Origin of the sequence: Qipengyuania qiaonensis, from assembly GCF_019711515.1 — a bacterium.
In the GTDB taxonomy this organism is placed as follows: Bacteria; Pseudomonadota; Alphaproteobacteria; order Sphingomonadales; family Sphingomonadaceae; genus Qipengyuania; species Qipengyuania qiaonensis.
In genome coordinates this window covers 23,587-50,452 of record NZ_JAIGNO010000010.1, presented here as the reverse complement: position 1 = coordinate 50,452, position 26,866 = coordinate 23,587, and the positions used below count along the sequence as shown (strand labels likewise).

20 protein-coding genes are annotated in these 26,866 nt (G+C 61.6%); 2 read left to right on the top strand and 18 right to left on the bottom strand.

Going from position 1 to position 26,866, the window contains the following annotated elements; all coding sequences use genetic code 11:
- Positions 1-152: 152 nt before the first annotated feature.
- The 6 genes from K3174_RS13525 to K3174_RS13500 all read right to left on the bottom strand — a co-directional run bounded on the left by K3174_RS13525 (position 153) and on the right by K3174_RS13500 (position 11,338).
- Complete coding sequence (locus K3174_RS13525; protein WP_221559440.1) at positions 153-1,541, bottom strand: efflux transporter outer membrane subunit; 1,389 nt, start codon at positions 1,539-1,541, stop codon at positions 153-155.
- Complete coding sequence (locus K3174_RS13520; RefSeq protein ID WP_221559439.1) at positions 1,538-4,642, bottom strand: efflux RND transporter permease subunit; 3,105 nt, start codon at positions 4,640-4,642, stop codon at positions 1,538-1,540. Before K3174_RS13520 ends, K3174_RS13525 begins: the two co-directional genes overlap by 4 nt.
- Entirely contained in the window at positions 4,632-5,711 is a 1,080-nt protein-coding gene (locus K3174_RS13515) for an efflux RND transporter periplasmic adaptor subunit (RefSeq protein WP_221559437.1), read from the bottom strand. The genes K3174_RS13520 and K3174_RS13515 overlap by 11 nt, the downstream gene beginning before the upstream one ends.
- Positions 5,712-5,791: 80 nt before the next feature.
- Positions 5,792-9,055: an error-prone DNA polymerase gene (locus tag K3174_RS13510; protein ID WP_221559435.1), complete on the bottom strand. Its 3,264-nt coding sequence runs from the start codon at positions 9,053-9,055 to the stop codon at positions 5,792-5,794.
- Entirely contained in the window at positions 9,055-10,473 is a 1,419-nt protein-coding gene (locus tag K3174_RS13505; protein ID WP_247712185.1) for a Y-family DNA polymerase, read from the bottom strand. The genes K3174_RS13510 and K3174_RS13505 overlap by 1 nt, the downstream gene beginning before the upstream one ends.
- Positions 10,474-10,510: 37 nt before the next feature.
- Positions 10,511-11,338, bottom strand: a complete 828-nt coding sequence (locus tag K3174_RS13500; protein ID WP_221559433.1) for an ImuA family protein — start codon at positions 11,336-11,338, stop codon at positions 10,511-10,513.
- Between the two features lie 61 nt (positions 11,339-11,399).
- Between K3174_RS13500 and K3174_RS13495 the strand changes: the two genes are divergently transcribed.
- Together K3174_RS13495 and K3174_RS13490 are read left to right on the top strand one after the other, a co-directional pair.
- On the top strand, positions 11,400-12,788 hold the full coding sequence (locus tag K3174_RS13495) for a DUF3422 domain-containing protein (protein ID WP_221559431.1): 1,389 nt from the start codon (positions 11,400-11,402) through the stop codon (positions 12,786-12,788).
- Positions 12,789-12,867: 79 nt separating this feature from the next.
- On the top strand, positions 12,868-13,344 hold the full coding sequence (locus K3174_RS13490; protein WP_221559429.1) for a c-type cytochrome: 477 nt from the start codon (positions 12,868-12,870) through the stop codon (positions 13,342-13,344).
- 124 nt (positions 13,345-13,468) lie between these two features.
- On the opposite strand, the gene hemA is transcribed toward K3174_RS13490, so the two are convergent.
- The 12 genes from hemA to bchB are packed head-to-tail and all read right to left on the bottom strand — an operon-like array spanning position 13,469 to position 26,866.
- A complete protein-coding gene (hemA, locus tag K3174_RS13485; RefSeq protein ID WP_221559427.1) occupies positions 13,469-14,689 on the bottom strand; it encodes a 5-aminolevulinate synthase in 1,221 nt (406 codons plus the stop codon).
- Between the two features lie 2 nt (positions 14,690-14,691).
- Positions 14,692-15,498, bottom strand: coding sequence for a putative photosynthetic complex assembly protein PuhE (gene puhE / locus K3174_RS13480; protein WP_221559425.1), 807 nt, complete (start codon positions 15,496-15,498; stop codon positions 14,692-14,694).
- Positions 15,492-16,580, bottom strand: a complete 1,089-nt coding sequence (acsF, locus tag K3174_RS13475; protein WP_221559423.1) for a magnesium-protoporphyrin IX monomethyl ester (oxidative) cyclase — start codon at positions 16,578-16,580, stop codon at positions 15,492-15,494. The genes puhE and acsF overlap by 7 nt, the downstream gene beginning before the upstream one ends.
- Entirely contained in the window at positions 16,577-16,867 is a 291-nt protein-coding gene (locus K3174_RS13470; protein WP_425594437.1) for a hypothetical protein, read from the bottom strand. Before K3174_RS13470 ends, acsF begins: the two co-directional genes overlap by 4 nt.
- Entirely contained in the window at positions 16,864-17,337 is a 474-nt protein-coding gene (gene puhC, locus K3174_RS13465) for a photosynthetic complex assembly protein PuhC (RefSeq protein WP_221559421.1), read from the bottom strand. Before puhC ends, K3174_RS13470 begins: the two co-directional genes overlap by 4 nt.
- Positions 17,334-17,960, bottom strand: a complete 627-nt coding sequence (puhB, locus tag K3174_RS13460) for a photosynthetic complex putative assembly protein PuhB (RefSeq protein ID WP_221559419.1) — start codon at positions 17,958-17,960, stop codon at positions 17,334-17,336. Before puhB ends, puhC begins: the two co-directional genes overlap by 4 nt.
- The gene (gene puhA, locus K3174_RS13455) at positions 17,957-18,727 is read right to left on the bottom strand and encodes a photosynthetic reaction center subunit H (protein ID WP_221559417.1); all 771 of its coding nucleotides are present in this window, start codon (positions 18,725-18,727) and stop codon (positions 17,957-17,959) included. The genes puhB and puhA overlap by 4 nt, the downstream gene beginning before the upstream one ends.
- A 21-nt stretch (positions 18,728-18,748) precedes the next feature.
- Complete coding sequence (locus K3174_RS13450) at positions 18,749-20,173, bottom strand: BCD family MFS transporter (RefSeq protein WP_221559415.1); 1,425 nt, start codon at positions 20,171-20,173, stop codon at positions 18,749-18,751.
- A complete protein-coding gene (gene bchM, locus K3174_RS13445) occupies positions 20,170-20,874 on the bottom strand; it encodes a magnesium protoporphyrin IX methyltransferase (protein ID WP_221559545.1) in 705 nt (234 codons plus the stop codon). Before bchM ends, K3174_RS13450 begins: the two co-directional genes overlap by 4 nt.
- Positions 20,874-21,773 (bottom strand): ferredoxin:protochlorophyllide reductase (ATP-dependent) iron-sulfur ATP-binding protein, encoded by a 900-nt coding sequence (gene bchL / locus K3174_RS13440; protein ID WP_221559413.1) that lies wholly within the window; start codon positions 21,771-21,773, stop codon positions 20,874-20,876. Before bchL ends, bchM begins: the two co-directional genes overlap by 1 nt.
- A 10-nt stretch (positions 21,774-21,783) precedes the next feature.
- Entirely contained in the window at positions 21,784-25,341 is a 3,558-nt protein-coding gene (locus K3174_RS13435; protein ID WP_221559404.1) for a magnesium chelatase subunit H, read from the bottom strand.
- Entirely contained in the window at positions 25,331-26,866 is a 1,536-nt protein-coding gene (gene bchB / locus K3174_RS13430; protein WP_221559402.1) for a ferredoxin:protochlorophyllide reductase (ATP-dependent) subunit B, read from the bottom strand. The genes K3174_RS13435 and bchB overlap by 11 nt, the downstream gene beginning before the upstream one ends.

The window sequence follows — 26,866 nt, the reverse complement described above, 5'->3', positions numbered from 1 at the left end:
GGGAGCAAAACAGGGTGTAAAGGGCAGTTCGTCAACCTCTGCCGTCGCACATGATAAATCGCTGTTCGAACTCTACGGACGACAACATCTCTACGTGACAAAACAAGCTGACTCGGACCCCTACGGTCACCGAAGTCCCGTTGCCGAATCTGTCAGGATTCAAGCAGACTCAAATCCTGATCGCTACCATCCGAACTGGCCGCAGCCGAGTGCAGGCCGATAAAGGCATTGGCGAGATCGGCCCTGCTGTCGAGCTGCGACTGGCGGCTCGAGATAAGCTGCCGCTGTGCATCCAGTACGTCGAACAGCGAGGCGAGACCTTCGCGGTAAAGTGCGTTGGACTGGCCCAGCGCGGCTTCGCTCTGCTCGATAGCTTCGGCCAAGGACTCTCCACGTTCCCGATAGGCCCGGATACCGACCAGCGCATTCTCCGCCACGGCCAGTGCAACGAGAAAGGTCTGGCGATACTCGGCCAGACTGGCGTCCAATTCCGCCTCGGCAGCGGCCACCTCGGCGCGTCGACGACCACCATCGAACAGCGGAAGGTCGAGCGCCGCGCCCAGCGTAGCAAGGAAGGTCGAAAACAGGCCGTCGACCGAGCCGTCGCCCAAAAGAATCGACCCGGGAATGACCAGTGACGGACGCAGATCCGCCTTCTCGATCCCGACTTGCGCGGCCGCTTGCGTCAACCGTGCCTCGGCTGCCAACACATCTGCGCGTCGGCGAAGCAGATTTGCGGGCGTACCGATTGGCGGACCGAGACCATATTGCGGGATTGTCGCAGCACCCACGGGCGGGGCGATGGACAGTCTACCCGGCGCGGCACCCATCAGGACCGCCAGGGCATGTTCGGCCTCGGCCCGGGCAATTTCTATAAGCCCCAGCCCGGCTTGGGTTTGCGCGAGATCCGCTGCCGCGCGCCTCACATCCAGATTGGCCGCGAGCCCCGCTTCAAAGCGCAGAGTGACGATGCGCAGAGTCTGTTGCTGGAGATCGGTCGACTGGGCCAGCAATTCGAGTTGCGCTCCGGTGCGGCGATATTCGACATATTGCGCGGCAATGGCAGCCGCCACCAGTCTACGCTGGTCTGCGCGCAAGTAATCTGCTTCGGCGTATTGCGCAGCGGCGGCGCGAACTTCGGCGCCCAGCCGCCCGGAAATATCGGGGTCGAATGATCCGAATAGACCGCCGATGGCCGTAGTCGAAGCGCCATTGTCGTCCGCTTCGACCCCGCCCTCGATACTTGCATCGACGCGTGGCAGGCGATCGGCACGTTCCGCCCGCAGCAGCGCCTCCGCTGCGTTCAAGCGTTCGGTCGCCGCCGCTATATCGAGATTTGCAGCCAGCCCCCGCTCGATCAGATCATCGAGAACCGGATCGGAAAACGCTTTCCACCAGGGATCGTCGAGACCGGCAGGCGGGAGTTCGGCCGCATATTGTTCGGGCGCATCGAAGCCGGACTCAGGCACGTCGGCAGAACTGATGGCGCATCCCCCCAGAACCGAACTCGCGAAGAGAACTGCGAAGGCAAACCGGATCATGCGGGCGCCATCGCCATGTCTTCGTCGACCTCTGCAATTTCTTCCTGCAGCTTGGCTAGATCGACGCTGCGAGGACGGCCGAAGCGCGCCAGGCCGAGATATATCACGGGGGTCAGGAAAAGGGTGAAGACACCTGCGATTCCCAGGCCGCCAAAAATCACCCAACCAATCGACTGGCGAGCCTCTGCGCCCGCGCCGCTGGCAAGGATCAGCGGCACCGCCCCGATCACCGTCGAAATCAGCGTCATAGCAATCGGACGCAGGCGGATCGCGGCAGCCTCCTCTATCGCGTGCCTGATATCGCGCCCCTGATGACGCAGCTGGTCGGCAAACTCGACGATGAGTATTCCGTTCTTCGCCATGAGGCCGATCAACATCACGAGGCCTATCTGCGAATAGATGTTGAGCGATACGCCCGACAGAACCATTGCCAGTATTGCGGCTGCCAGAGCGAACGGCACGGTCAGCAAGACAACCAACGCGCTGGTTACGCTTTCGAACTGCGCAACAAGGACGAGAAACACGATCACCAAGGCGAACATGTAGGTAAGCAACACGTCATTAGAGGTTTCGGCGAGACTTTCGGCCTCACCCTGAAGCAACACATCGATATCCTCGGCAACCACTTCGGCGGCCAGGCGTTCGATTTCGTCCACGGCATCCTGCAGCGGCACGCCGGATTCGATGTTGGCTTCGAGCTCGATTGCCCGACGCTGCTCGGTGCGATCAAGTTCCGCCGCAACTCCCTGCTCGACGACCTCCGTGATACTCGACATGGGAACAAGTCCGCCGCTTTCGCTGCGGACATAGAGGTTTCGCAGATCGGATGGATTGGTGACTGCCAGCGCTTCGGAAGTCAGGAATATCGGCACGGCCTGATCGCCGACATTGAGATCGACCAGGTCTTCTCCGCCGACCATCGCCCGCAAGGTCTGCGCCACATCGTCGAGATCGACGCCCAGATCCGACACGCGCTGGCGGTCGATCCTGATCGAGAGCTGCGGTTGGGTGGGTTGGTACGATATGTCCGGATTGGAAAGGATATCGGACCGGGTGTCGATCGCTTCGCCCAGGGCGAGCGCAGAAGCGTAGATATTCTCGTACTCGCCGCCCGTCAGAGCCACTTCGATGCCGCCCCCGCCCCCACCGCCGAAGCTCAGCGTTCCGCGGCCCCGTGCATTTGTGCGCGACCCGGGAATTTCCTGAAGGGGCCGGTTCAGTTCTTCGACGATTTCGGTCTGACTACGGTCACGCTCGCCCCAGTCCGCGAGCTGAGCCGTCACGCGCACGCGATTGGGATCGTATCGACCGACGATGGAGAACGTACTCCTGATCTCACCGCTGTCGAGATAAGGCCGCAACACCGTCTCTACCTCGTCCAGTTCGCGGTCCATGAAATCGAGCCCGACGCCATCGGGGCCGGTGGCATCCACCTCGATGACTCCGCGGTCCTCGTCGGGAACAAGCTCGTTGTTGAGCTGCGTATAAAGCAGGCCCGTAAGCGCCGCGACCAGCACGGCGCTGCAGATCACCAAACGGCCACGATCGAGACACCAGTTCAGCGCGGTCGAATAGCGCTTCCGGACCCGGCCGCCCCATTCGGACAATCGATCCGAACCCTGCCCACCCGTCGTCAAATCGAACTTTGCAGCCAGCGCCGGTACGAGCGATAGCGCCACGAAGGACGATATGATCACCGCGACGGACAGGACGAAACCGAATTCCCGGAACAGTCGCCCGGCTTCCGAAGGCAGAAAGCTGATCGGGACAAAAACCGACACCAGTACTGCCGTTGTCGCCACGACGGCGAAAAAGACCTGGCGCGTGCCGACCACAGCCGCTGCCCGCCGCCCCAACCCCTTGTTCTGCAATCGCTGGGTGTTTTCGAGAACCACGATCGCGTCATCGACGATCAAACCCGTGGCGAGAACCAAAGCCAGCAACGTCAACAGGTTAATCGAGAATCCCATGAGCCAGATACCAGCAAGCACGCCGATCAGCGCCACCGGAATCGTGGCGCTCGGAATCACCGTGGGCCGCCATGCCTGGAAGAACAGCAGCATAGTTCCGACCACTACGAGAATGGTGAAGCCCAGCGTTATCAGCACCTCGCGCACCGAAATCGAGATGAAGTCGGCATCGTCGGACACGACGGCAATCGCGACGCCATCGTACCGTGCATTGACGCGTTCTACCGCGGCCCGGATCGCCTCGGATATTTCAATGGTGTTCGAGCTAGCCTGCCGCACCACACCGAGACCGACGATCGGCCGCCCATCCAGCCGGACGAAATTGGTCGCATCGGCGGGTGCGAGAGAAACTTCCGCGATATCGCCGATACGAACCGTGCCCGATACGATGACATCGCGCACCAAGGCGGGATCGGTGGCGCTGGCGTCGGCCCGCACCACCAGTTCCTGCGCATTGGAACGGAAAGAACCGACCGGGACATCGTAAGGTGCACGCTCGAGAGCAGCGGCGACATCGCTCATGGTCAGGCCAAACCGATTGAGCCGTGCGGGATCGACCGAGACGCGCATTTGCAGGGCGCGCGTGCCGAACTGATCGATACTTGCGACACCGTCGGCAGTTAGCAGTTCGGGAACGACATCGTTCTCAACCACCTGCGTCAGTTCCGCCTCATCGTAACGATCGCTCGACACAGCCAGGATCATGATCGGTTGCGCGTCGGCATCGGCCTTGACGATATTGACCTGTTCGACGCGTTCCGGAAGATCGCGCGTCACCCGGCTCACCGCTTCTCTGACATCGGACGCAGCGGTGTCGAGATCGACACCGGGATTGAACTCGGCGCGAATGCGCGAATTGTTTTCCTCGCTCGAGGAGTTGATCTGACGCACGCCGGTGACGCGGGCCACCGCATCCTCGAGAATGCTGGTAACTTCGCTGTCCATCGTCTCGGGTGCGGCGCCTGGAAGCGATGCCGAAACCGAGACGATCGGACGGTCGACATTGGGCAGTTCGCGTACCTCCACGCCCGAGAAAGCCGCCAGTCCCGCGATCACGATCAGCAGGTTGAGCACGCCCACGAGGAGCGGTCGCTTGACCGCCAGCATGGGGAGGTCGGCCCTATCGGCCATTCCCGTTCTCCGATGACCGCAATTCCACGTCGGCTTTCGGCGCAGCCACTGGCCGGACAAGCCGAATGTCCTGCCCGTCGCGAACCTTCTGCACGCCTTCCACGATCACCCTGTCGTTTCGCCCTAGTTGACCATCTACCAGCACCAATCCATCGCGCCTGGACGTGATGGTCACCGGTATACGGCGAGCCTTTCCGTCACGTACGAGAAACAAATGCGATCCCTCGCTGCCCCAGACAATCGCCTCTTCAGGCACCGCTGCCCGGTTGGTCTCGGTGCGGGTGAAGTTCACCCGAAAGCTCATACCTGGACGATATCGGTCGCCGGAATTGGCGATCACTGCCCGAGCGACGAAGTTGCGGCTCTCCTGAGATATGCTGCTGTCGGTCGTAACGATCTCCGCATCGATACGGGTGTCGGGAGCGGAAAAGGCGGAAACTTCGACGACCTGGCCTGGTCGGAGACTGGCAAAAACTTCTTCCGGCGCGGGAAAGTCGACGAACAGCCTGCTTCGCTGATCGATCTGGGCAATCGGCGTACTGTCATTGACGCGGTCGCCCGGGTCGATTTCGGTCAGTCCGATATGACCTGAGAATGGCGCGCGTATCGTGCGATCCGCGAGATTTGCCTGAGCCTGACGCAGGGCGACCTGGGCCGAGGCGAGAGCTGTTTCTCCAGCTTCGATCTGACTTTCCGACAGTGCTCCGGTATCTTCAATTCTACGATAGCGACCAAGAAGTTGTTCCGCCTCGCGCACCTGCACTCGCGCAGCCTCGACGGCAAGGCGTTCCTGCCTGGCGTCGAGTTCGACCAATGGCTGTCCACTGCGTACGTAATCGCCGGCAGAGAACAACACCTGGGTCGCGCGTCCGGCACTTTCAGGAAAAATCTCGGCTGAAACGATGGCCCGCGCCGATCCGATGGCTTCGACCGCCACCTGTTCCGGAATAAATCGAAGCGTTTCGGCGACAACGGGAATGGCTTCACTCGCACGCTCTTGTCCGCTCTGGGAACAGCCGGCCAAAAGCATAGCGCCGAAAAGGCCAAGCGAGCGTTTTTGGAAAGCCATTCGAATTGACTAGCCAACTGGCCAGCCAAGCAAAAGACCCATTTTCAAAGCCAAACGATCGACCGGCCGACGCCGGTGATTCAGTGAAAATCGCGCGATTTCGGCAGAATGCGGACATTGCGAGGATGTCGGTGACTGGGCAAAGGGTGCCGGTCTGCCGCCTTGTCGCCGCTACTCGTTTCGACCTTCGCACAATGTGTTTCGGATAAGGTATCGAGATCGCCGGTCCGGTCGATGACATTGGTGGCCATCAGGTGAACGACGCCTTCCTTGCTGCGCTGCACCTCGCCTTCGATCAGCATCAGGCGCGAGGCCATGACCGGCCGGCGCAAATGCTCCAGATGCCGGGCCCATAGCAGGGCATTCACGATTCCCGTTTCGTCTTCGATGGTGATGAATATGGCATTCCCCTTGCCCGGGCGTTGACGGGTCAGCACGACGCCCGCGGTTCTTACCCGCGCGCCATTTTGCGCGGCATTGGTTGCTGCACAGCTGAACACATTTTCCTTGCGAAAACTCTCGCGCAGGAATGCCATCGGGTGCCCTTTCAAAGACAGGCGCGTGGTCTGGTAATCCGCCACGACATGATCGGCGAGCGGCATTTCGGGAAGCGGCAAGTCCTCCTCTTCGCGCAACTCACGTGTCCGAGCCGCGGCAAATAACGGTAACTCGCCCTTGGGCATGCGCCGCACGTCCCACAGCGCCTGTCTGCGATCCTGCCCAAGCGAACGGAATGCATCGGCATCGGCGAGCAGGCGTAACGCGCGCCGCGGCAAGTTGGCGCGGCGCGCAAGATCTTCGATGCTTTTAAAGGCATCTTCGTGGCGCGCATTTTCGAGGCTATCGGCCCAGTCTTCCCGAAACCCGTCGATCTGCCGCAATCCGATCCGCAGCACGAGCCTATCATCTGTCGCGCGTTCCAGCGTGTTGTCCCACACGCTGGCATTGACATCGGCCGCGCACACTTCCCCGCCATGCTCGCGCAGATCGCGCACCAGTTGCGCCGGGGCGTAAAAGCCCATCGGCTGCGAATTGAGCAGCGCACAGGTGAACACGGCGGGATGGTGACATTTGATCCAGCTCGAAACATATACGAGCCGCGCGAAGGACAATGCATGGCTTTCGGGAAAGCCATAGCTGCCGAAGCCATGGATCTGCTGATAGCAGCGCTGCGCGAATTCACGCTCATATCCGCGCGAAACCATGCCATCGATCATCTTTCTCTCGAACTGGTCGATCGTCCCGACATTGCGAAAAGTAGCCATTGCCCGGCGTAGCCGGTTGGCATCTTCGGGCGAAAAATCTGCGGCCACGATGGCGAGTTTCATGGCCTGTTCCTGGAATAGCGGCACACCCTTGGTCCTGCCCAGAACAGCCTTAAGCTCATCCGGATCGTACGGGGCCTTGGGTGATGGGTAATTCACCTTCTCCTCGCCGGCGCGGCGCCGCAGATAGGGGTGAACCATGTCGCCTTCGATCGGACCGGGCCGAACGATCGCCACCTGAATTACGAGATCGTAGAATTCCCTGGGTTTCAAGCGGGGAAGCATGTTGATCTGGGCGCGGCTTTCGACCTGGAACACGCCGATACTGTCGCCCCTTTGCAGCATCTCGTAGACTGCCGGATCTTCGTGCTGGATAGTGTCCAACTCATAATCGCCGAGCCCGTGTTGGCGCATCAGGTCGAAGCTCTTCTGGATGCAGGTGAGCATTCCCAGGGCCAGCACATCGACCTTCATCAGACGGAGCGCATCGATGTCATCCTTGTCCCATTCGATGAAGGTGCGATCCTCCATCGCGGCATTGTGGATCGGGACGATCTCATCGAGCCTGCCCTGTGTCAGGACATAGCCGCCGACATGCTGCGAGAGATGCCGGGGAAACTGGAGGATGCGGTCGACCAGCAGCTTCAGTCGTGCGATCTCCGGATTGTCCAGGCTGAAGCCGTTTTCCTCGACCCGGGCATCGTTCATCGTCCCCGAATAACTGCCCCACACGGTGCTCACCATGCGGTTCGTAATATCTTCGGACAGCCCCAGCGCCTTGCCGACTTCGCGGACTGCGCTTCGTGGCCGATAGTGGATGACGGTGGCGCAAATACCCGCCCGATCGCGACCGTAGCGGCGATAGATGTACTGCATCACCTCTTCGCGCCGCTCATGCTCGAAGTCCACATCGATATCGGGCGGTTCGCAGCGTTCTTCGGACATGAAACGCGAAAACAGCAAATTATGCTCGACCGGATCGACCGAAGTCACCTTGAGCAAATAGCAAACGATGGAATTGGCGGCAGAACCGCGGCCCTGGCACAGGATCGGCGGATCTTGGCTACGCGCGAATTTCACCAGATCGTGGACGGTCAGGAAATAATAAGCGTAATCGGCCTTGCGGATCAGTGCGAATTCTTCCTCCACCATCGCTTGTGCCCGGGGAGGAATACCCTCTGGCCAACGTTCTTGCGCCGCTTCGAGCACAAGATGTTCGAGCCAGTCCTGCGGTTCCCATCCATCGGGAACGGGTTCGTGCGGATATTCGTAGCGCAAATCATCCAGCGTGAAGTCGATCCGCGCAAGGATATCCGCACTGGAGGCAATCGCTTCGGGACGATCCCTGAACAGTCGCGCCATCTCCTCGGGTGCCTTGAGATGGCGTTCCGCATTGGCGGCAAGCAATGTGCCTGCTTCGGCGATGGTCGCTCCTTCGCGGATGCAGGTGACGATATCGTGCAGCTGGCGATCCTCAGGCCCGGCATAAAGCGCATCGTTGGTTGCGAGCAGAGGAATGTCGACCTTGTCGGAAAATGCGACAAGGTGCGCCAATTGCCGATGGTCACGCCCCGAACGCAGCATTACCGCGCCGAGCCAGAGATTTTCCGGGTTTGCTTCTCTCAGTTTGTGCAAGGCAGCTTCGTGCAGCGTATTTTGGGGATCCGCCATCGCGATAAGGATCATGTCCTGGCAATGCCGCAGCAGGTCTTTCAGTTGGAGTAAACAATTGCCCTTGGTCGTGCGCAAATTGCCGGCCGTAAGCAGCCGGGTAAGGCGCCCCCAGCCGTAACGCGTCGTGGGATAAGCGATGATATCGGGCGTACCATCGGTGAAGCACAGTCTTGAACCGACCACGAGCCGGAACCGAAAAGCGCCGCGTTCTTCTTCCGGCAGCGTCTCAAGACCATCCCGCAAGGCGGCATGCGCGCGAACCACACCCGCAACGGTATTGCAATCGGCGATACCGATTCCCGACATCCCCAGTTCGATGGCGCGCGCAACCATATCGGAGGGCTGCGACGCACCGCGCAGGAATGAATAGGTCGTCGCCGCGACCAGTTCGGCAAAAGCAGGCATCAGGCGAACAGCCCATGCATATACCAATTGGGATTATCGGTTTCGCGACCATGGAGGCCATGGCGAAATACCCAATACCGCCGCCCGTCGGTGTCCTCGATGCGATAATAGTCGCGCGTCAGCTGGTCGCGGCCGAGCGGATCGCCTGCGCTCTTCCACCATTCTGCCGCAATCCGCTCAGGGCCTTCATAGCGGGCTGCATCGCGTAGTTTGCCTTGCCAGCGAAACCGCCTTGGCGGACCGTCGGGCACCTCTGCGATCACCGCGATAGGTCGGGGCGGATCGAACAATTGCAGCGGCCTGGAAGGTGGCTCGCCTGCTTTCGCGCGCGCCCAGCTAAAGGAGCGCGTCGTGTCGACTGCAAACAGGGCGGTCTGCGCATCTTCGGGGATGTGCGTATCGTGCGGGCGAAAGCGAAGCAGGCGGTTGCGACCAAGGCGAATACCGAGAATATCGAGCGTTTCAGCGAGTGAATTGCCTTGGCCGGTTTCCTTCTCGAGATCGTCCTGTTCGGGCTTCAAGAGTTCGGTTCGCGATATGGCAAGCTCGATACTATCGAAACCGAAGCCTGGATCGAGTGGATCCGCCAAGCCATCGAGACGCTCATCGAACAAGCGCGCGATCGCGGCGGAATCGCGTGTCGGGAGGCTGGTTTCGACATACAGGCGCTGGGTCAATCCATCGACGCGGCAGAACCGGGCCTCGAAAGCCCTGGCTCCGAGATCCTCCTCGAAGAGACTGGCATGGGCTTTATCGAGCAGTTCGCGCAGCACTCCCATCGCATAATCCTTGTTAGCGATCGGTTCGGCGAACAGCCGGCGGAATGTGCGAGAAGGACGGTGCCTGCGTGGATTGACCGGTTTGCTCAGCGCTCCGACCAGTCGCTCGAGATGATAGATGATCGCTGCTCCGAAACGCGCAGCGATCACATTGCGGGGGCGGTCCAGCACATCGCCAATCGTTCTAAACCCTGCGCGGCGCAGCCCCAGATCGGACTCGGAGTCAAGTTCCAGGGCCGCAACGGGCAAGGCGCGGATTGCAGCCCTTTCTTCCACGACATCACCTTGGTGAAAGCGTGCAAGCGCATGCGCGGCTTCGGCGGAAGATCCGCGCGCAAGACGGGCCTCGACCTGTCCGGAATCGAGCCAGTCCTGCACTTCACACGCAAGCTCCCGCTCGCCTCCAAAGATGTGTGCGCCACCGGTAATGTCGAGCATGATGCCGTCGGCCCCATCGAGGGCAATCATCGGGGTGAAGCGCATACAGCCATCGGCGATCCGGCCAAGCAGATCGGCGTCGGCTACTGGATCGCAATCATGTACCGCGAGGCCGGGCACAATCGCCAAAGCATCGGCCAGGCTTGTGCCTGCAGCCAGCCCGCACGCGATAGCTTTGCGGTTCAGGGCGACGAGTCGCATCGCGCCTGTTTGCTTCCCGACAAAAGCAAGCGGCGTTTCAGGCGATGTGTCGGGCGCTTTTTCCAGCTGCAGCCTGTTCCACGCCAGGAAAGGAAACCATAGTGCCAGAAACCGCCGCCCTCCTGCGGATTCCGGGAGACTCGGCTGGTCGAGCAGGTTCGCGGAAGCTAGCTTTGTCACGGTCCCACTCCACTCGCCAGCTTTTGCCGGACGGACCAGAGCGCCTTCGCGACAATGTCAGATCGAATGTCGGATAGCCCGGCGCATTCGCTTCGAGCGGGACCGAGGGAGCTGATCGTACTACCCAGCGCGTGCTCGCGGTGCTCGGTTGCTCGCGCGCATCGAGCCTCAGCAATATCGCAGTCACACCGCCGCGGTCCGCCGCGAGGGTCAGGCGGCGCGAGGCAGTCAGGTCCAGTATGGCAGGTGTACCCCAGCATTCGATTACGACCACGCCGAAGGCATCGCTGCGCAGGGCTTCGGACGCAGACCGAAGCAGCACGGTCTCATCGCCCGCGACACCCATGAACAAAGTCGCAGGATCGCCGCCCAGCTCGCTGAAACCTGCCGGGTTGAAGCGTCCACCCTTGCGGATTGCCGCCAATGTACGCAGCCACAGCATGCTCTTGCCCGTCTGCAAACCGAGCAGGCCCAGCATACCGGCAAAGGCCGCCGAGCTGGCATTATCCTGGGCGCTCTCTGCAAAGATCTCATGCAGTTGTCCACGTTGGAAACCTCCGTCGAGGTAGGCATCGAGAGATGCGTGACCCGATGGGAAAACGCCATGGCATGAACTTCCGCCGGATACGCCAGCCTGCGACGTTAGCTCACGCAAGGACGAGAGAAGTTCTGCCGAATCACGCATTGTTCTTATTTTGTTCCAAATACGGGCTTTGTCAAATTTTGCAACATCGCGCTTTTGCAGCATGAAGTCTGCCCTTCCCGCCGCGAGTTTGCCTATTGAATTCGGTACACAGCCACAGCGACCATCTGCCACCCGACTTCCCGCATGGCCGCTGCTGATGTATGTCTTCCTCGTGAACTTGACCGAGCATCCCCTGCGGCGCGAGTTGGTCCGCGAAATGCACCTGCGGCAATTTGCGCCGGTGTCTGCGCCAGCATCGATCGTTCAAACGGTTCTGCTCGTTGCCGATGGGGAAAGGGATGCCGAATTCCGGTACCTCGATCGCCTGGCACAAAAGAAGGACCTGCGCCTTCATCCCCAAGCGCGGCACGCCATTATTGCCCTCGATGACGGACGCTACCTGTTGTGGGAACGGCATACGGAAGCAACCACTCTCACGGTCATCATGGAGGCACACCCAAAGGATGACTTCAGTTCGGCCGCCGAATTACTGGAAGGCTGGCCAGGGACCGTCGTGCGGGCCACCAAGCTTTTCGTCGAGAAAGACGAAGCAACCGCGGCAGGCCGGATCGCGGAGATAGGGTTCGAAGAAGGCGAACTTGTCTGCTGCAAGGTCAATGCCGGCGTCACTATCTGGTCCGACTTTCGCATTCGGGACGATGGTTTCGGCCGATTGCTGCTCACCGCCGGCCATGCCGGACCGGGCGAGCTCGGCCGTATCGTCCAGCGTCTTCAGGAGCTGGGAAATTATCGCAACCTGGCTCTGCTGGGCCTGCCCGAGGTCCGACGTCTCACACCGACACTTACGAAGCTGGAAGAACAACTGGCACGCTATTCGAACGAGCTTGGCGAAGAAGGCGGCGAGAGCGACGAGAAATTGATGCAGCAGCTTTCTGTCCTGTCGGCCGAACTGGCCCGCCTGAGGGTCGAGAGCAGTTACCGGCTCAGCGCCAGCCGCGCCTACGCGCAAATTGCCATGGACCGGCTGGACGCGCTGTCGATCGAAGGCCGCAAGGGCTACCAGGACCTGGCCGAATTTACCGAACGCCGCCTTATTCCCGGGATGCGGACCTGCGAATCCTTCGTCGAACGAATGCGCCGATTGTCGGAGCGGACGGGTGATGCGATTGCGCTGCTGAACACCCGCATAGATACGCGGATCAAGGCACAGAACCTCGATTTGCTGCGGTCGATGGAAAGCAGCTTCAATCTGCAACTCAGGCTGCAACACCTGGTGGAGGCTTTGTCGGTAATCGCGGCCGGCTACTACGCCGTCGGCCTCATCGCTTTCGTTCTCAAGGGAACCGCAGCGTTCCCCATCCGAAGCAGGGTCGATATCGCCCTCGCGGTTCTCACTCCGCTGGTCCTTCTGGCGATCTTTTTCTTGGTTTCGCGAATGCGCAAACGCTATCTCGGAGAAAGCAAGGAAGAGCCCAGAAAGATGGACTAACCGCTGGAATTGACAGGAAAATGTGTCTATAGAGCTGGACGATAAGGATGGGTAAAGAGCGAACCGAGGAGAGGACTACATGAATAAATTCAATGCCTTGCAAGGAAGCATTGTTGCGGTGAGTCTGTTTGCGCTCTCGGCATGCGGCAGTCGCGCAGATGAAGAAACTGCCTCACCGCCGACCGAGGCCGCTCCTGTAGAAACAACGGCGGCTACGACGGAAGAGCCTGCTGCCGATGTAGACTTCGCCAGTCTGACGGGCGATGCCGCAGCCGGGAAAACCGTCTTTGCAGTCTGCATGAGCTGTCATAGCCGTGACGAGGGCGTGAACAATGTCGGTCCCTCGCTTTACAACATCGTGGACCGCCAGGCCGGCACAATCGAAGGCTTCAACTATTCGGATGCGAACAAGAACAGCGGCATAACCTGGACCGAGGAAGAACTATTCGTCTACCTCAAAGACCCACAAGCCAAGATTCCCGGCACGAAGATGGTTTTCCCAGGCCTTCCCGATCCGCAAAAGCGGGCCGATCTCATCGCTTTCCTGAAAAGCTGACGGCAGAAGAACTGCATCAAAGCGGGCGCTGGAGCTTTGGCTCCGGCGCCCGTTTTCTATGACCAGGTATTGCAGGCAACTAACCTAAGTTCGCTCCGGCGTTTTGCCGAACACCCTTTTGCGATCAGGCTGCTGTCGCCATCCGCGCGAGTTCGCATTGCGACCAGATTTCGCTCAACGCGTTAATCAGCCGCTCGATATCACCATCGTCATGCACCGGCGAGGGTGTAAGGCGCAAGCGTTCGGTCCCGACCGGCACGGTTGGATAATTGATCGGCTGCACATAGATGCCGTGATTGTCCATCAACCAGTCGCTGATGCGTTTGCACTTGTGCGCATCGCCCACCATCACCGGAATGATATGGCTGGGATTGTCGAGATGGGGAATGCCTATCGCATCCAGTCTACGGCGGACCTTGGCAACCCGGTCGCGCTGCAGCAGGCGTTCGGCATCGCTGGTCTTGAGATGCTTGATGCTGGCGCATGCGCCGGCTGCCACGGCGGGCGGTAGTGCTGTGCTGAAGATGAAACCGCTGGCGAAGGTGCGCACGAAATCGACGAGATCGGCAGAGGCGGCGATATAGCCGCCCACTACGCCGAAAGCCTTGCCCAATGTACCTTCGATAACGGTGATGCGGTCCATCAAGCCTTCGCGCTCGGCCACCCCGCCGCCGCGCGGACCATACAGGCCGACAGCGTGAACCTCGTCGATATAGCTCATCGCGCCATGCGCTTCGCACACGTCGAGAATTTCCGCTATCGGAGCGATATCGCCATCCATCGAATACACGCTCTCGAAGGCGACGAGCTTGGGAATTTCGGGACCGAAATCCGAAAGCTTACGATCCAGATCTTCCGGATCGTTGTGCTGCCAGATCTTGTAAGGTGCACGGGAGTGACGAATGCCCTCGATCATGGACGCGTGGTTGAGCGCATCGGAAAAAACGACACAATCGGGAATGCGCGAGGCAAGCGTTCCCAGACCCGCCCAGTTCGATACATAGCCCGATGTGAACAGCAGCGCCGATTCCTTGCCGTGCAGATCGGCCAGTTCGCGTTCGAGCAGCACGTGATGGTGGTTGGTGCCCGAGATATTGCGCGTGCCCCCCGCTCCCGCGCCACATTCGTCGAGCGCGTCATGCATGGCCTCGATTACGATCGGATGCTGGCCCATGCCCAGATAGTCGTTCGAACACCACACGGTGACCGCTTGCGTTTCGTCGCCGATAAAGCGCGTGGCTTGCGGGAAGGACCCGCGATGCCGCTTGATGTCGGTAAAGACGCGATAGCGACCTTCCTCGCGAACGCCGTCGAGTTGCTGCTCGAAAAAGGCTTCGAAATCCATGGTCAGGTCACTCCCTCTTCAATCATGCTTTTTCGGCCCACCATTCGTGCCGGCAAGGCCCAGCCCCACAAGGCTCCATCGCGAAACGGCAGAGCGAAAAAAAGATGCTCGATGACGCCGAGCGCAGCCAGCGCAAACAGCAGGCTTGCCCCGACCATCTCGGCGCTTCCTTCCTGAGACCCAAGGGCCAGCGCACCGAGCCAAGAGGCCAATGCGATGCTCGAAATCAGTGTTGCCCCCAACAACCAGGTGAACCGGTTCGGTCCGAAGTAGCTCTTCAGATATTCAAGGTGCGGCGGCAGAATATCGGTGCTCATATTGGGCACGCCGGCGAACATGTTGAGTTTGGCACTCAAGCGCAGGACGAAGAGCAACAAGAAAGCGATCGTGCCGATTTGGTTGGGTGCGTTCCATGTGATGGCCAGAAGCAACAGCGCGGTGACGGCGAGCGCAATCTCGTGGTGGATTACGGCAGCGCTGGCGTGCGAGAACCGCTTGAGGCCCGACGACCCAACGGGACAAGTTTCACGCCTTGGGCCTGCGACAGCTCCGGTGAGGAAGGCCAGTTCGTGCCACGACCAAACCAGCAGCGCTCCGGCAAACGAGAGATACACTGCCCAGACCGAAACCGTCTGCGCCGACTGCAATATCAGCAGCAACCCCGCCACTCCGGCAATACCCCCAAGGACCAGACTGCGCGGGAAGGTCGACCGGTCGCGATTGTCGAGCCAGGCAATCAGGCCCGTTGCGAAAAACCAGACCGCAATGGTGACGATCACCGGGACGATATGGCCGCTCCAGCTTACCATGCAGGTTGCAACCTTACGGTCTGGGGTAGTTCGTTCTTGCGGGCACGGTGGAAATACATCTTCGCAAAGTTCCAGCCCGCACCGGCCATGCCGCTGACGCGCTTGAACAGGCCGCCGATGCCGCCCTGTTCCTTGCCGTCTTCAATGCGCAGCACGGCCTGCCGGAGCGCTTCCATGCTGACGCGGAATTTCGGGCTGTCGATATCGAGTTCGACCGGATAGACTTGACGGCTGATCCGGTTGCAGATTTCGAACACCTTGTAATCGTATTCGGTCGGATCGACACCCAGCGCTTGGTGAAAGACCGGTCGCGCATGGTCGCGCACATACATGGTGGCGTAGACCGACAGCAGGAAAAACCGGATCCACAGCTTGTTGTGACCCTTCAGCAGCTTGGGATCGGCGCGCATCAGCATGGCAAATGCCTCGCCGTGGCGGAACTCGTCATTGCACCACTCTTCGAACCAGTCGAAAATCGGGTGGAACTTGTTCTGCGGATTCGCCTGCAAGTGACGGTAGATCGTTATATAGCGCGCATATCCGATCTTTTCGGAAAGATAGACTGCGTACCAGATGAATTTCGGCTTGAAGTAGGTGTATTTCTTCGTCTTCGTCAGGAAGCCGAGATCGACGCCGATGCCGGCATCCTTGAGACTTTCGTTGATAAAGCCGGCGTGACGGCTCTCATCTCGCGCGAGCAGTTTGAATAGCTGCTTCACGTCCGGATTCTTCGTGCGCCGGGCGATTTCGGCATAGAGTACGCAGCCCGAGAATTCGGAGGTCATCGAACTGACCATGAAATCGGTGAACTCGGCGCGAAGTTTGGGTTCGAGGTTCTCTATGATCCCGGCGAAACTGCCCTTGTCGCGAAAGTGCTTCTTGTTGGGATCGCCTAGCATGTCCGAGATCAGCCGATCCCACTCCTCGCGCACGAGCGAAACATCGATCGCATCGAGTGCGTCAAAATCCGTCGTGTAGAAGCGCGGGGTGAGCATCGTGTCCTGCGTAGCGAGAGCCATCGCTTCGTCGCTGGTCATGATCCGGCCGCCGTGAGCGGGCGTAATCTTCGCGGGCGCGTTCATTTGATCCTCCCGGGATTGAAGCTGACCTCGTAAAGCTCCTTGAGGTCGAAATAGGCTGCGAGACGGGTGATCGTCCGCTCGATCGGGCCGGCACGGGTGACCGTGGCGCTACGCTCGAAAGTTGCGCTGTGGCCGAAAGGGATCTGGATCGGCGCGCCGTGCACCTGCACGCTGTCGCCCGGAAAAATGGGGACATCGCCCGCCAGTTCGACATGTGCGTGGAAGTGTTCCTCGCTCTGTTCGACCGAAATGACGCAAGGCGTATCGAAGCGAGTGCGGCGCATCATGCCTCCGCTCCTTCCAGCAGAACCGCGAAGGCCTGGCGATTGTCCGGACCGAACGAACCGAGTTCGATGCTCTTGCCGGTTTCGCTGTCGCTCAGGGAAAGCGTGCCGTTATCCCACTCCGTAAGCAGAAAAGGCGTTTCAGGACCGATCCCTTTGCTGCGCCGGACATGGACGAGGCTGCGCATGGTAGTACGAATGAAGCCGCCGGTGCCGGGCTGGATGAGGGCAACGACAGCACCGCTCGACGCATCTTCGATCCGTACCCCGCCATCGTGCTCGTCATGGAAATAAAGGTGGCGTTCGGAGGTCGCGACGGCACCTGTTTCGGCGCGGGCCTCGCTGGGTACGGCATCGCGGGCGATCAGCCCCGCGCTGGTAGCCGAGGCGAAAGCGAACGAGAGCAGCGCCAGGCCGGCGATCATCACGAGCGGCCCTTTGGGGATCTCCTCGTTGTGATGATGGTCGCTCATGCCAACGCCTCCTTCAGTCCGTCGGCCGGGACAGTCGCTGCATTGTCCCGCAAGACACTGGTCAGGGCGATATCCTCATGCTCGGCGGTCGCAGCAGCTAGCTTGGCGGCTACCTCCGCCACACCCGGAATGGCTCGCAGCATGGGTTGCGGCTTCGAGAAGCGCAGCGGCCGGGCGTGCGGCCAGAGCATGGCGTAGCCCAGCCCATGGCCCTTCAGCGGTTCGATTGCGATATCGCCCGTCCCCGATCCACGGTCCGTCAGGTGCGCGGCACCGATCAACTTCAAGGGCAGGTTGACCGACTTTTCGACGGCCATGCCGATATTGAGGATCAGGCGGCGATCGGTGAGAATGTAGCTCGTGGTGCGCGCTGCCAGCCAGGCGAAGCTGTACAGAAGGCCGAGCGTAACGAGCGCCACGCCAAGAGTGATAATGGCACCGCCGATACTGCCCAGAGCGACAGCTGTCACGATCAGCACCAGGAAATAGACCGCCACTGTGCGGGTGTGAAAGGCTGTACGCGCAAGGGTCTGCAGATCGGGCTTCCCTTCCCACAAAATCCGCTCATCGCCTTGCGGCGTGCCGAGCGACCTGATCTGGGCCATGGAACGCAGCTTGGTCATAGCACCGGCTCCTGACGGCGGGGATCGGCGTAGAGGTAACCGCCGCCGAAATACGCGACCACGCGCTCTTCTTCGTTGAGCGTGATCTGTCCCGCAGTTGCCGGTTTGGGCACATCGGCGAACTGATCGGCCCTGATGGCGTCGATCACGATAACGCCTTTGCGCCCATGGACCTTCGCCATCGCCATGGGCGCCAGCACATTGCCACCGGTCGTCGCGACTTCGAGATAGCGGATATGGTGCTCGGACATATCGACCCAGACATCGGCCACCTTGCCCGCCTCCTTGCCGTCGGCCCCGATGACGGACATGCCGACCGGGTCGGCATCGCGCCCTGCGACAGTGACGTGATCGGTGCTGCTCAGCGGGACGATGCGCGGAGCACCCGCAGCGGTGAGGTCCGGCGTGTGCATGCGCTCCGCCCACGAAGCCGGACCGAGGCGATCGGCGAAGGGATTGCCGGTAGGGACAAATGCCGCACCGTTCGATCCGAATGCGCGTTTCGCTGCGATATCGACCGGTTCGCGGCGGTTGCGGTCGGGTGTCACGCTGCCCTGGCCGTGCGGCAGTACGAAGGTCTTGGGCGAGGCGGTGCTCAGCGGTCCGCCAGGCGTTTCGACGCGGCCGGTGGCCTCGTCCTCGAGCGGATAGCCTTCGCGTCGGTCCTCACGGCGCAGGTAGAATATCAGCGCGATGAAAAACAGGACGAACGCGTAGAAAACCAACTGCGTCACGTCCAGCGTGCCTACGATCTTGACGTCATCCATGAGGCTCTCCTTGCAGGGCAATCATGTCGGGAACTCGCGAAGGCCCAAGGGCCCCGAAGCGATGAAGGCGCGCTCGCGGTTCTGGCTTACCAGCGGACCGAGCGCGACGAGGCTCGCCAGCAGAATGAGGATTTCGAGGCAGTAAACCGCAGCATAGCCGGTGACTGGATCGCCAAGCGCGCCGCCGAACGTGCCTTGCGCAGCCTGTGCGGAAATGATGTCGCGGAAGCCCCCTCCGATGGCAATGGCAAGCCCGGCGCACCCGGCCTGCACCGCGCCCCAGGCACCAAGCACGAGGCCAGCGCCTTCGTCCTTGGCGAGGCCCATCGCCTCGATCAGAGTGCCGACCGAGAACAGTCCGAGACCGAGGCCGATGGCACAAGCTCCGGCAAACAACATCGGGATCGAAGCGAACGGTGCTGCAAACAGGATCATGAGGAAAGCCGTCACCCCGATCACCAGCCCGTTGCCCGCAAGACGCAGCGGATCGCCGCCATGCGAGAGCATCCGACCGGACAGAGCAAAGCCGGCCAGGGCACCGGCAGCCCAAGCTCCCGTAAGCGCCGTCGTCGCACCGACCGAGAGGCCCAGAATTTCGCCGCCATAAGGTTCGAGCAGTGCATCCTGCATCGCGAAGCCCGCCGCACCGATGCCGATGGTAGCCAGCAGGCGCGACACGCGCCCGCGGGAAATGAACGCGTTCCAAAGCTCGCCGAATGCCGGTGGTCGTTCGGCTGTTTCCGACAGAACCGCACGGCGCGTTTCCTGCTTCCACAATGCGACAACATTGAGAAAAAAGGTCAGCACTGCTGCGCCTTGGATGACCTGCACGAGGCGGGTCGGCGTAAAGTTCAGCAGAAGCGCGCCCATGGATAGCGCCGCGACCATGGTCCCGGCCAACAGCATGACGTAAAGCAGTGCGACGGCGCGAGGCCGCTTGTCGTCGGGTGCGAGATCGGTCGCCAGTGCAAGACCGGCCGTCTGCGTCATATGCATCCCCAACCCGGTCAGCAGGAATGCCAGCATGCTCGCGAACACACCAAGCGCCTCGTCGCCCGAACGCCCGAGCAACAGCAGGGCGAAAGGCATGATAGCGAGGCCGCCGAACTGCATCAGCGTGCCGAACCAGATGTAAGGTACGCGCCGCCAGCCGAGGATCGAGCGATGCGTGTCCGATCGGTGGCCGATCAGCGCGCGCAGCGGGGCGACCAGCAACGGGATCGCGATCATCAGTGCCACCAGCCACGCCGGTATCGACAACTCGACAATCATCACCCGGTTGAGCGTGCCGTTGAGCAGCACCGCCGCCATGCCGACGCTGACCTGAAACAACGCGAGGCGCAGCAGGCGTAGCAAGGGTAAATCCGCGCTTGCCACATCGGCGAAGGGCAGCCAGGCCATGGCCACCTTCGTCCAGCGTGAGGCAAGGCGAGTTTGATCGGTCATCGGCGGCGAACAAGCTCCATGGCTTGCGAAGTGTAGAAGCCGCTAGAAATTCGTTCGGTGCGAGCGACGCGCCAATTCGACAGGCGGGCGAGCTTGCGGCGCAGTTGGGCTTCGCTCACCGGCACGATCGCTGGCGACCGATTGCCGCGCGGAAACAGCTTGCCGACTCCGTGCATCGCACCCAGCAACGGGGTGTACGGCGCAAAAGTGAAAACGATGGAGGTGCGACAGCGGCGGCCCACTGCCTCCAGCGTATCGACAATGTCCTCGCCGCGGTAGTGGATCAGCGAATCCATTGCGACGACATGGTCGAATTCTCCCAGCGCCGTGTCGAGCATATCGCCCACGAGCCAGTCGATCTTTCCGTGACCGAGAAAACTCGGCGAACGCTCGCGAGCTATATCGACCAGCCCCGCAGCAATATCGACCGCCGTTACATGAGCGCCCCGGCACGCCGCATCGATGCTCAGCGCACCAGTACCGCAGCCCGCGTCGAGCAGGCGCTTGCGCCGCAGGTCGGCCGGAAGCCACTCCATCAATTGCGCGCGCATCGCCTCGCGGCCTGCGCGTACCGTGGCGCGAATTCCGCTGACCTTGACGTCGGAAGTAAGGTCGATCCAGGCCTTGCGCGCCGTGCCGTCGAAATAGGCGGCGAGCTTTTCGCGCTGAACGTCATAGCCTGTGGGAGCATGTGTAGCCATCATTCAAACCCCAGAAAATCGAAGATATCGCGGTCTTTCATTGGATTGGCCTCCAGCGGATCGACGCCGTCCCAGAGCATCTGCGCAAGGCGGAGATATTCTGCCTGTGCCTCGCGCACGCCCTCGTCCGTCTCGTCCATCTCGAACAGGGTGCACTTCTTGAGACGACTGCGGCGGATCGCATCGACGTCGCGGAAATGGGCCAGACGCTTGAGGCCGGTCGCTTCGGCAAAGCGGTCGATCTCGTCGGTTTCGCGACTGCGATTGGCAATCACACCTGCAAGGCGGACGTCGTAGTTCTTGGCCTTGGCGTTGATGGCAGCGGCGATGCGGTTCATCGCGAAGATGGAATCGAAATCGTTGGCCGCGACCACCAGCGCGCGCTCGGCATGTTGCAGCGGCGCGGCGAACCCGCCGCACACCACATCGCCCAGCACGTCGAAGATCACCACGTCGGTGTCTTCCAGCAGGTGATGCTGCTTGAGCAGCTTGACGGTCTGCCCCACGACATAGCCGCCGCAGCCCGTACCTGCCGGCGGACCGCCCGCCTCCACGCACATCACGCCATTATAGCCTTCGAACATATAGTCTTCCGGTCGCAGTTCCTCGCTGTGAAACTCGACCGTTTCGAGCACGTCGATCACGGTCGGCATCAGCTTCTTGGTCAGCGTGAAGGTGCTATCGTGCTTGGGATCGCAGCCGATCTGCAGCACGCGGTGGCCAAGCTTGCTGAAGGCTGCGGAAAGGTTCGAAGAAGTGGTCGACTTACCGATCCCGCCCTTGCCGTAGACTGCAAAGACCTTGGCTCCCTTGATCGCATCGCGCGGATCGAGCTGGACCTGCACGCTGCCCTCCCCATCGGGCGGGGAGAATTTCGCTTTGGGATCGATGACGTTCATGTCGCTCTCCTCATTCCGCCGCAATCACGCCTTCGAGCCGATCTTCCAGATCATTGCTCGCGGCTTGCAGCGCGTTCAGGGTTTCGTTGTCGGGTTGCCACAGCTCGCGATCGCATGCCTCGAGCAGACGATTGGCAACGCGGGCGGACGATTTCGGATTCAGGTGCGAAAGGCGCTCGCGCATTTCCGGGTCGAGCACGAAGGTCTCGCTGATTTGCTGATAGACCCACGGTGCAACCTGGCCGGTAGTCGCGGACCAGCCCATGGTGTTGGTCACATGCCCTTCGATATGCCGTACGCCCTCGAAGCCGTGCTTCAACATTCCCTCGTACCATTTAGGGTTGAGCGTGCGGGTGCGGGTTTCAAGATCGATCTGTTCCGCCAGCGTGCGGACCTTGGCGCTCCCGCGGGTTGCATCGAGAATATAGACGGGGGCTTCCTTGCCACCCTTGGCCCGGGCGATCGAACGGCTGATCCCGCCGAGCCCGTCCACGTACTGGTCGAGATCGGTAATTCCGACCTCGACGCTTTCGAGGTTCTGATACGCAAAATCTACGCCTGCGAGTGCGCTCTGCATCAATTCGCGGCGCTGCACCGGCGCCCCCTTCACGCCATAGGCGAAACCCTTGTGCGTCTCGAACGCGTTGGCCAGTTCGTCAGGATCGGTCCAGACACCGCCATCGATCAGCTGGTTTACGTTGGCACCATAGGCACCCTCGGCATTGGAGAATACACGCAGGCTCGCGGTTTCAAGGTCGCAGCCCTGCGCCTCCGCATGGGCGAGACTGTGCTTGCGTACAAAGTTCCGATCGACGGGCTCGTCCGCGCTGCTGGCGAGCCAGGCGGCCTCGGCCAGCATGCGGGTCTGGAGCGGCAGCAGGTCGCGGAAAATTCCGGAGAGAGTGGCCACCACGTCGATCCGCGGACGGCCCAGTTCTTCGAGCGAGATCAGCTCCGCGCCGGCCAGCCGCCCGTAGCCGTCGAGCCTGGGCCGCGCACCGATCAGCGCCATTGCCTGGGCGAGTTGCACCCCTTCGCTCTTCATGTTGTCGGTGCCCCAGAGCACCATGGCCAAAGATTCGGGATAGAGGCTTTCGGAGTAGTCCACGCCGTCCGCACGGTGGCGCGCCAGCAACTGCTCCGCCTGCCGCGCGCCTTCGGCCACGGCGAAGGTGCTGGGGATGCGGAACGGGTCGAAGCCGTGGATGTTTCGACCGGTCGGAAGTATCGCGGGATTGCGCAAGACATCGCCGCCGGGAGCCGGCCGCACGTAACCGCCATCGAGCGCGTGGACGAGTGCGCCTAGCTCGTCGCACGTGTCAATCGCGCGTTCGATTTCCTCCCGAACGGCCCCCTGTTCGGCATCAAGCATGGCGTTCACGAGTTCGTCTCGCTCTTCGCCGTCCGGTGCTTGGCCGAAAACGTGCAATCCATGCGGGATCAGCGTGCGCTCCAGCTCGTAGAGCCGTCCGGCCAGATCGCCGATCTCGCCCATATCGATATCGAGCGCGTCGCACTGCTCCGCGATCATCGTTTCGAGCGCGGCCCGCTCGTCACCCTCTTCGCATCCCCGCCAGCGCTCGACCAGCGCCTTGAGATCGGCGAAACCCTTGTAGAGACCGGCTTCGGCCAGCGGCGGCGTAAGATAGCTGATCAGCGTCGCCGAGGCCCTGCGCTTGGCGAGCATGCCTTCCGAGGGATTGTTGGCCGCATAAAGGTTGAAGTTGGGCAGATCGCCCAGCAACCGCTCCGGCCAGCACTCGCCCGAAAGCCCGGTCTGCTTGCCCGGCATGAATTCGAGCGCGCCGTGAGTACCGAAATGCAGCACCGCATCGGCCCCGAAATCCTGCCGGATCCAGCGATAGAAGGCGGCGAAGGCGTGGGTCGGCGCGAAATCGCCATCGAACAGCAGCCGCATCGGATCGCCCTCGTAACCGAAAGCGGGCTGCACGCCGACGAACACATTGCCGAACTCGGCGCCGTAGATATGGATGGTCGATCCGTCCGACTGGACCTTGCCCGGCGCGGGGCCCCATTGCGCTTCGATCGCCTTCAGATTCGGCTCCGCGCGGACATGCGCATCGGCGGAAATCCGCGCAGCGACGTTCGCGTCCGCGCCGAAGCGCTCCGCATTGCCGGCCAGAATCGCATCGCGCAAAGCCTCGACGCTTTCGGGCGGCTCGACAGCATACCCTTCGGCAGCGAGCCGGGTCAGCGTGGCATGAAGCGACTCGTAAACTGCGAGATGCGCCGCCGTGCCCGTCGCCCCGGCATTGGGCGGGAAGTTGAAGATCACGACGGCCAGCTTGCGTTCGCGCCGCTCCGCCTTGCGCAAGGCGATGAGTTTCGCGGTCTTGGCCGCGAGCGCCGCCGCGCGCTCGGAATGGCTCCGCATGGCACGCACCGGCCCTTCGGCCTCCTCGCTACGCCCGCCAAAGACACTCGGGCAGATGGCGCCATCGAGCTCGGGAATCGCGACCATCATCGTCGTTTCGATCGGCAGGAGGCCCAGCCTGCCTTCCTGCCACTGCTCGAGCGATTGGAACTCGATCGGATGCGCAGCGATATAGGGCAGATCGAGCTGGCCCAGCACCTCGACCGCGGCTTCGGTGTCGTTGTAAGCCGGACCGCCGACCAGCGAGAAGCCGGTGAGGTTGACCACGGCATCGACCGTCGGCCTGCCGTCACGCAGGAAGAATTTCTCGATCGCAGGTCGCGCATCGAGGCCGCTGGCGAAAGCCGGGATCACCCGCAAGCCCTGCGTTTCCATTGCGGCGATCACGCCGTCATAGTGACCGGCGTCGCGGCCCAGAACATAGGAGCGCAACAGGATCAACCCGACGGTCCCGTTCTCGCCGCCGGAGCGCGGCAGCAGGCGCAGGCTTTCGGACATGAGCTGACGAGCGCGAGGGTGGTAGACGCCAAGCTCGGGATATTCTTGCGGCGCCTCGGCAGGCGTAGCTCCGCGCCGCGTAGCACGCGGTCCGGCAGCATAGCGATCAACCAGTGCACGAACCATCTGGACGACATTCTCGTCCGATCCGGCCAGCCAGTATTGCAGCGTAAGGAAATAGGCGCGCACGTCCTGCGCGGTACCGGGAATGAATTTCAGGATCTTGGGCAGGCGGCGCAGCATGCGCATCTGCCCTGCCCCGGAACTTGCGCCCGCTTTCTTCGACCCGCGCAGTTTCTTGAGCAGGGCCAGCGGACCCTTGGCGGGCGCATCCATGCGATACCCGCCCATCCGCGTCAGCTTCACGATCTCGCCCGCCGACATCAGGCCGAGCATTGCGTCGCATTGCTCGCGCCGTTCTTCCAGCACGGGCCGGATCGCCCTTACATGATCGTCGAGGAACAGCATCGTCGCGATCACGATGTCGCCCTTCTGGACATCTGCCTTGGCCCGTTCGAGCGAGGCGGGATCGCGATCCCAGTCCGCTGCAGCGTGCAGCGTCAGATGGATGTTGCCGGCTGCCAGTATCTCGCCCGCGCGCTCGGCCGCACCCTTGAGGTGGTTGTCCAGCGTCACGACGACGACGCGGACCTTGGGGAGCGCACTACCGGGCATAATGCGCCTTGGCGTCGTAAAGCGTTTCGAGATCGATCTGCGCGCGGCCTTCATTGGCAGCGAACAGCTCGGTGTTGCGTCGGGCCTTCCCACGCACGAAAAACGGGATTTTCTTCAGCTCCGCTTCTGCCTCGTCGGTCCAGAGCGAGCCGCCCATCACCGGTTCCAGAGCGATCGGCTGCGCCAGCGTCCGCTTCGGAGCATGCGCGTGCAAATGGCTGGCCCCCGCATCGTCCGAAAACTCGAAGTCATCGCGGAACATGGTGAGGAGGTGTTCCTCCAGCCCCATCACCAGCGGATGAACCCAGGTATCGAAGATCACGTTTGCGCCTTCGAAGCCCATTTGCGGGCTGTGGCGCGCCGGGAAATCCTGCACGTGGACGGGCGAGGATATGACCGCGCACGGCAGGCCGAGCCGCTTGGCGATATGGCGTTCCATCTGCGTGCCCAGCACCAGTTCGGGCTGCGCGGCGGCGATCGCCTCCTCGACCTCGAGATGGTCGTCGGTGATCAGCGGATCGACACCGTATTGCTGCGCCGCGGCGCGCACGTCACGGGCGAATTCCCGGTTGTAGCAACCGAGCCCGCAGACTTCGAAACCCAGCTCCTCATGCGCGATCCGCGCCGCGGCGACGGCGTGCGTGGCATCGCCGAAGATGAAGACCCGCTTGCCGGTGAGGTAGGTTGAATCGACCGAACGGCTCCACCAGGGCATACGCGACTGGTCGTCCGCGAGTGCCGGTTCGGGATCGACGCCCGCGAGAGCAGCCACGCCGCGAATAAATTCCTCCGTCGCGCCGATGCCGATCGGCACGGTGCGGATGGCCGGCTGATGGAATGTCCGCTCGAGCCAGCGCGCCGCCTCGTCACCCGTTTCGGGATAGAGCACCACGTTGAAATCCGCCGCGCCGATGCGCGCGATATCGGCAGGCGATGCCCCGAGCGGAGCGACCAGATTTACCTCGATCCCGAGCGTTTCCAGAATTGCGCGCACTTCGCGCACATCGTCGCGATGGCGGAAACCGAGCGCGGTAGGGCCGAGAATATTGGCGAGCGCAACGCTGTCGCCACGCGGAGTAATGTCCCTGTCCGCCAGCGTCCGGACGATCTGGTAGAAGGTTTCGCTGGCACCCCAGCATTCCTTGCGCTGATAGCTAGGCAGTTCCAGCGGTACGACCGGGACCGGCAGGCGCATCGCTTCCGCCAGGCCTGCCGGATCGTCCTGAATCAGTTCGGCGGTGCAGGACGCGCCGACCAGCAGCGCCTGCGGCTCGAACCGCTCCAGCGCATGCCGAGCGGCGTCCTGAAACAGTTGCGCCGTATCCTTGCCCAGGTCGCGCGCCTGAAATGTCGTGTAGGTTACGGGCGGTCGTTTGCCGCGCCGTTCTATCATGGTGAACAGCAGGTCAGCATAGGTGTCGCCCTGCGGAGCGTGGAGCACGTAATGCATGCCCTCCATCGCGGTCGCGACCCTCATGGCGCCGACATGCGGCGGCCCTTCATAGGTCCAGACCGACAGCTGCAC